Raw genomic sequence first — 5,671 nt, forward strand, 5'->3', positions numbered from 1 at the left:
GGCGTGCTCGGCGACAGCGGCGCCCCCAGCAGCAGCTCCTTCATCGGCTCGCCCAGCGCGTCGGCCGGCACCCGGTCGCCGTAGACCTGGCGCACGATGCGGCCCCGGGCGTCGACCAGCGAGACCTGCAGCACGTGGTCGAAGCCGGCCGGCGTGGCCTCCCAGCGAAAGCCGAAGTCGCGGGTGAGGGCCGGCACGATCGCCGCCGGCGGGCTGAGGAAGTGCCAGTTCGGCTCGGCGATGCGGTGCTGCGCCGCGAACGACTTCAGCGCCGCCGGCGAGTCGGCCGGCTGGTTGAAGCCGACGCTGATCACGTTGAACTGGTCCGGCCCGAAGCGGCCCTGCAGGCCGCGTACCGCCTCCTGCAGCGAGCGGGTGGTGGTGGGGCAGACCTGGAAGCAGCCGGTGTAGATGAAACTCACCAGCAGCGGCTTGCCGCGAAACGAGGCGAGCCGCACCGGGCGGCCGTCGCGATCCAGCAGGGTGTGGTCGGGGACGGTCTGGCCGACCACGGCCTGGCTGGCGCGCAGCGCCGCGTTCCGGTCCAGGGCCGGGGACGCCTGCGCCGCCGCGATGGCGGGCCCGAACAGTGCCGCGGCCAGCGCCAGCATTGCCGCGCAACGCATGACGGCTGGCCGGGGCAGGTTCATGGCGAGGTTCCGGTTCAGCGCAGCAGCCCGTCCAGCGTGGCGGCGAGCAGCAGCGCGCTCAGCTGGATCAGCGAGGCGAAGAAGGAACCCATCGCGCTGGCGCGGTTGGGTGCCTGCGCCAGCTGCCACGACTTGTGCAGGAAATGCAGGCCGCCGCCAGTCGCGCCGATCGCATAGATCGGCCCGGCGCCGAAGGCCAGCGGCAGCAGGGAGGCCGCCACCAGTGCGACGGTGCCGGCGAACACGATGCGGGCCGCGCGCCGCGGCCCCACCACCACCGGCAGCATCGGCACGCCGGCGGCCTCGTAGTCCTTGGCATTGGCGATCGCCAGGCTCCAGAAATGCGGCGGCGTCCACAGGAACAGCACCAGGGCCAGCAGCAGCGGCAGCGGCCCCAGCGCCGGGTCGACGGCGGCGCCGCCGGCCAGCACGGCGAAGCTGCCGGCCAGGCCGCCGATCACGATGTTCCAGGCGCTGCGGCGCTTCAGCCAGACGGTGTAGACCACGGCGTAGAAGAAGGCGCCGAGGAACACGTAGGCCGCCGCCGCGCCGTTGAGCGTGAACCAGGCGGCGGCCACCGCGCCGGCCAGCATCGCGGCCATCAGCGCCAGCCAGGCCGGGTGGTGCGGCAGCGCGCCGGTGACGAAGGCGCGGCGCCGGGTCCGGGCCATGAGGCGGTCGCTGTCGTGTTCCACGTACTGGTTGAACGCGCCGGCGCTGGCGGAGGCCACCAGCACCGACAGCGCCAGCACCAGCACCTGGGCCAGGCTCGGCGAACCGCCGGGCGTGACCACGAGCCCGACCAGGGCCGTGATCATGATCAGCATGCCGATGCGCAGCTTGAACAGCGAGAGCACGTCGCGCGCGAGCCGCGTGCCGCGCCGTTCCACGAGGGTCGTCGTGTGCATCGCCGGCCCCTTCAGCTCAGGCCCCAGAGCTGCCCCAGGTACTTCCAGTTGATGAAGTAGTAGAGGACGAAGGCCACCAGGAACAGCATGGCGAGCATGAAGGTCCCGGGCGCGGCGAAGCCCGCCGAGCCGTAGCTTTGCGCGGCGGCCGACGGCGCCGTCGGCGGAATCGGGGTGACGATCGTGCTCACCTTGCCGCTGTCCAGCTTCTTGCCGAACAGGATCGAGCCCACGGTGACGTAGATGTAGATGCCGCCGCCGGCGATGGCCGCGATGCCGGCGATGCCGACCAGGCCCATCATCAGGTAGGCCGCGCCGGGCCATTCGTAGGCGAGCGCCGCGCCCTGGAACGCCATGTCCCAGTGCCGGCGCGAGACGCCCAGCGTGCCGGCGCCCATCATCACCAGGCAGAAGAAGTACATCGACAGCCCGAACAGGTACGGCTGGATCCTGGCCAGGCCCGGGGCGATGGTCTCGCGCCGGAACAGCACCGGGATCAGGAAGTAGGTGAGGGCCATGAACGACAGCGTCGTGCCGACCACCACCGTGGCATGGAAGTGCCCCGGCACGTAGATGGTGTTGTGGATCAGCATGTTGAGCTGCTCCGTGCCCATCATCACGCCCGAGATGCCGCCCAGGAAGCCGAAACCGATGATCGAGATGAACACGCCCGAGAAGGTCGGGTTGCCCCAGGGCGCCTTGCGCAGCCACTCGAACAGCGTCTTGTTGTAGCCCTTGGCGCGCTGCGCGACTTCCATGGCGCCGGGAATCGTGAGGCCGTGGATCATCGAGGCCAGCACCGCGAAGTACATGAAGTAGCTGGTGTTGACGACCTTCCAGCCGGTCGACATGCCCGGGTCCGCCAGCAGGTGGTGGGCGCTGGCGAGCTGCAGGAACAGGATGTAGAGCAGGAACGCGCCGCGGCTCACGCGCTCGGACATCGGCTTGGCGCCGAAGGCGATGGCCGCCACCGCGTACCAGATCGAGATGTGCGCCGCGACGTTGATCTGCTGCGAGGAGTGGCCGAAGGCCCACCAGATCGTGCGGTAGATCAGCGGGTCGACTTCCTTGACCCAGCCGATCGACATCAGGAAGGTCGGGATCAGGATGATCGCGCCCGAGGCGATGGTGAAGACCGCGATGATCGCCGCCGTGATGGCGCCGAACGTCACCAGCGGCACCGAGCCCTGGTACGTCTTCTCGCGCCTGGCGATCACCAGCGTGCCGAAGAAGACGAAGCAGGCGATCAGGGCGCCGACGGCGAACAGGATCAGGCCCAGGTAGAACGCGGGCGAGGCCATCATCGGCACGTAGGAGGTCATCATCACGCTGGAGCCGCCTTGGAACACGGCGACGTTGTTCGTCACCGCGCCGATCAGCATCAGCGCGAGCGCGAGCCAGGCGACATTGGGCGTGGCGATCCGGCAGCGCAGCAGCGTCGACGAGCAGAAATACAGCACCGCGACCTCGAAGAAGATGATCCAGAAGATCAGCATGTCGATGCCGTGGGCCGTGAGCACCATGTAGAAGGTGTCGGGCGCGAGCCAGTGGACGGCCGGCCAGCGGGTGAGCACGACGCCGATGGCGAGCAGGCCGCCCACCAGCAGGGCGACCACCGCGATCACCGCGTTGGCGATCATCAGCCGCTCGGCCCTGGCCTCGAACTGCAGGCCCGAGCGCGGGCAGGTGCGGTAGGTGGTGTCGTGCAGCGGGGTGGCGGGGAGGGGAATGGTTGCGGACATCGCGGCCTTCCTTACTTCACGTAGATGCGGCCCACCATCGTGTGGTGGTTGATGCCGCAGTATTCGTTGCAGACGATCGAGAAGGTGCCCGATTCGTTCGGGGTGACCTTCACCACGTGCTCGTAGCCGGGCACGACCTGGATGTTGATGTTGCTCGGCTGCAGCGAGAAGCCGTGGTTGTAGTCCATGGCCGTCAGGTGCAGCTTGTAGGTCTTGTTCTTTTCCAGCTCGAGGATGGGCCACCAGGCCCAGAGCCGGGCGGTGAGGTAGACATCGCTGTCGGCCGGCGGCGCCACCACCGGGATCTTCTGGTCGGTCTCGGTGCGAACGGTGTACTTGTCGACGAAGGCCTGCGCCTTCGCCGCGAACTTCTCGGGCGTGGTCTTGTAGGTCTCGGTGGAAAGGTTCTGCTTTCCGTAGGCATGCCAGTAGACCATCATGAAGAACATGACCATGCACCAGACGAAGGCGATGGCGATCCAGGTGCCCTCGACGCGGTCGAGGGGGTGCTTCCACCACAGCCGTTCGGCCGGCGGGAGAATGGCGCTCATGGCGTGCTCCTACTTCGCGAGGGGGATGGTCAGGATGTCGATGACACCCCACAGCGTGTACACGACCATGGGGATCAGCACCCCGAGGAACAGCAGCAGGAACGGGTTGTCCAGAAGCTGCTGCACCAACGGCACCGGGCCGTCCTTGTCCACGTCTTCACTGCTCATCTTGTCTCCTCGTTGTGGTTGCAGTGGAGGCGATGCTGGAGACATGTTTCCGACGTGCCTTTGATCTGGCGCAAAGGTGTATGGCGATTGCAGCTTCGCTAGGGGCAAACCCTCAGCGGCGCGTCGCTAGCATGCGGCCCATGCCCGGCCCGACGCGTCGAATGTCCACGTTGCGAGCGATGGCGTTCGCCTGTGCGGCGCTGGTGCTGGCGATCACCAGCCTGAGTGCCTTCATCCGGCTGTCGCGGGCCGGGCTCGGCTGCGAGCCGTGGCCGCAGTGCCGGGTGCAGCTGCTCGCCGCCAGCGAGCCGGGGGCGGCGGCGGCCGGCACCGCCGTGGCGGCCGCCCGGATCGCCCACCGGGTGACGGCCGTCGCCGCGCTCGTGCTGATCATCGCGATGCTGATGAGCACCTTGGCCGTCGCGCCGATGCGCTGGCCGCAAGGCAGGCTGGTGCTCTGGCTGCTGGCACTGGCGCTCTTTCTGGCGGTGCTGGGTCGCGCCACCGCCGACTCGCGGCTGCCGGCGGTGGTGCTGGCCAACCTGCTGGCCGGCTTCGCCATGCTGGCGCTGAGCTGGCGGCTGGTGCGGGCGACCGGCGGGCGCGTCGAGGGCGGCGCCGGCCTGCCTCGACCGTGGGTGCTTGCCGGCCTGGTGCTGCTGGTGCTCCAGATCGGCCTCGGCGGCCTGGTGAGCGCCGCCTACGCGGGCCTGAGCTGTCCCCAGCTCCCCGGCTGCGACGCGGCGGCGGGGGCGTGGCAGGCCTTCGATCCCTGGCGGGTGCCGCGGCTGGCGGCGGCGGCGCCCACCAATCCGGGCGGCGCGTGGCTGCACCTGGCGCATCGGGCCGGCAGCCTGCTCGTGGTCGCCGTGGTCGCGCCGCTGGGCATCGTCGGCTGGCGGCGCGGGTACCGGGCCGGCGCCGTGCTGGTGGCGCTGCTGGCGGCCCAGGTCCTGGCCGGCGTGCTGCTCGTCGCGCAGTCGCTGCCGCTGGCCGGCGCACTGGTGCACAACATGCTGGCGGCGCTGCTGCTGGCGACCCTGGTCAGCCTGCTGCCGGCGCGGGAACGGCAGGACGCTTCGCCGTCGCGGCGGCCCTGAGCGGCCTGCGCGCTGCGGCGGCGCCCCGCGCTTTACGAAAAACGCACCGGCTCGCCGGCGGCGTCCAGCGCGAGGAAGGCGCCGAGTCGCCCGGACTGCACGCCTTTGACAATTGTCTGGAGCGCCGCCTCGACCTGGCCCGATGATGGCGGCCGGCCCGACTGGCCGCCCAGGGCGGCGATGAACACCAGGTCCCAGGGCGGACAGGCGGCGCGCGATTCGGCCGACAGCGCCTCGAAGGTGGTGAGGTCGGCCGGGTCCTTGTCGACGCAGGCCAGCGGGGTCAGCGCGCCGCCCTGGCCGGCGGCGAAACGCCGGCGCTGCTGCGCGGTGGCGCCGTCGGGCAGTTCGGCGGCCGCGAAGACGAACAGCAGCCGTTGCGGCTCGGGCTGGCTGGCGGCGGCCTGCAGCAGCTGGCCGAACGTGTTCGATGCGGTCGATGTGGTCATGGCGGGAAGCGTTCGCGCCATCGTAGGGTGCCAGGAAGGTACACGCGCGATGCAGGTTTGACGTAGGTCAACCTTTTGCCATCGACCCCTGGCTACGATAGAT

The 5,671-nt window shown here is 69.8% G+C and carries 7 protein-coding genes; 1 reads left to right on the forward strand and 6 read right to left on the reverse strand.

What is annotated here, in order from left to right; translation table 11 throughout:
- The 5 genes from VNT59_RS01800 to VNT59_RS01820 form a co-directional block, all read right to left on the reverse strand.
- Window positions 1-650, reverse strand: a 650-nt coding sequence (locus VNT59_RS01800; RefSeq protein WP_325496038.1) for an SCO family protein, incomplete at its 3' end; no start/stop codon positions are given.
- Between the two features lie 14 nt (window positions 651-664).
- Window positions 665-1,558, reverse strand: a complete 894-nt coding sequence (gene cyoE, locus VNT59_RS01805) for a heme o synthase (RefSeq protein WP_325496039.1) — start codon at window positions 1,556-1,558, stop codon at window positions 665-667.
- An 11-nt stretch (window positions 1,559-1,569) separates the two neighbouring features.
- Window positions 1,570-3,300: a cbb3-type cytochrome c oxidase subunit I gene (locus VNT59_RS01810; protein WP_325496040.1), complete on the reverse strand. Its 1,731-nt coding sequence runs from the start codon at window positions 3,298-3,300 to the stop codon at window positions 1,570-1,572.
- Window positions 3,301-3,311: 11 nt separating this feature from the next.
- Window positions 3,312-3,851, reverse strand: coding sequence for a cytochrome C oxidase subunit II (locus VNT59_RS01815; RefSeq protein WP_325496042.1), 540 nt, complete (start codon window positions 3,849-3,851; stop codon window positions 3,312-3,314).
- 9 nt (window positions 3,852-3,860) lie between these two features.
- Entirely contained in the window at window positions 3,861-4,019 is a 159-nt protein-coding gene (locus VNT59_RS01820) for a hypothetical protein (RefSeq protein ID WP_325496044.1), read from the reverse strand.
- A gap of 161 nt (window positions 4,020-4,180) precedes the next feature.
- On the opposite strand from VNT59_RS01820, the gene VNT59_RS01825 reads away from it, so the two are divergent.
- Window positions 4,181-5,119 (forward strand): COX15/CtaA family protein, encoded by a 939-nt coding sequence (locus VNT59_RS01825; RefSeq protein ID WP_325496046.1) that lies wholly within the window; start codon window positions 4,181-4,183, stop codon window positions 5,117-5,119.
- Between the two features lie 32 nt (window positions 5,120-5,151).
- Here the strand turns inward: VNT59_RS01825 and VNT59_RS01830 are convergent, their stop codons facing one another.
- Window positions 5,152-5,568, reverse strand: coding sequence for a ribonucleotide reductase subunit alpha (locus VNT59_RS01830; RefSeq protein ID WP_325496047.1), 417 nt, complete (start codon window positions 5,566-5,568; stop codon window positions 5,152-5,154).
- Window positions 5,569-5,671: the final 103 nt, after the last annotated feature.

Origin of the sequence: Ramlibacter sp., from assembly GCF_035554825.1 — a bacterium.
Lineage (GTDB): Bacteria > Pseudomonadota > Gammaproteobacteria > Burkholderiales > Burkholderiaceae_C > Ramlibacter.

What these genes read in the sequence shown, in the direction of transcription:
- cyoE (WP_325496039.1), bottom strand. Translation starts at nt 1,558, where the DNA reads ATGCACACGACGACCCTCGTGGAACGGCGCGGCACGCGGCTCGCGCGC.
- VNT59_RS01810 (WP_325496040.1), bottom strand. Translation starts at nt 3,300, where the DNA reads ATGTCCGCAACCATTCCCCTCCCCGCCACCCCGCTGCACGACACCACC.
- VNT59_RS01815 (WP_325496042.1), bottom strand. Translation starts at nt 3,851, where the DNA reads ATGAGCGCCATTCTCCCGCCGGCCGAACGGCTGTGGTGGAAGCACCCC.
- VNT59_RS01820 (WP_325496044.1), bottom strand. Translation starts at nt 4,019, where the DNA reads ATGAGCAGTGAAGACGTGGACAAGGACGGCCCGGTGCCGTTGGTGCAG.
- VNT59_RS01825 (WP_325496046.1), top strand. Translation starts at nt 4,181, where the DNA reads ATGTCCACGTTGCGAGCGATGGCGTTCGCCTGTGCGGCGCTGGTGCTG.
- VNT59_RS01830 (WP_325496047.1), bottom strand. Translation starts at nt 5,568, where the DNA reads ATGACCACATCGACCGCATCGAACACGTTCGGCCAGCTGCTGCAGGCC.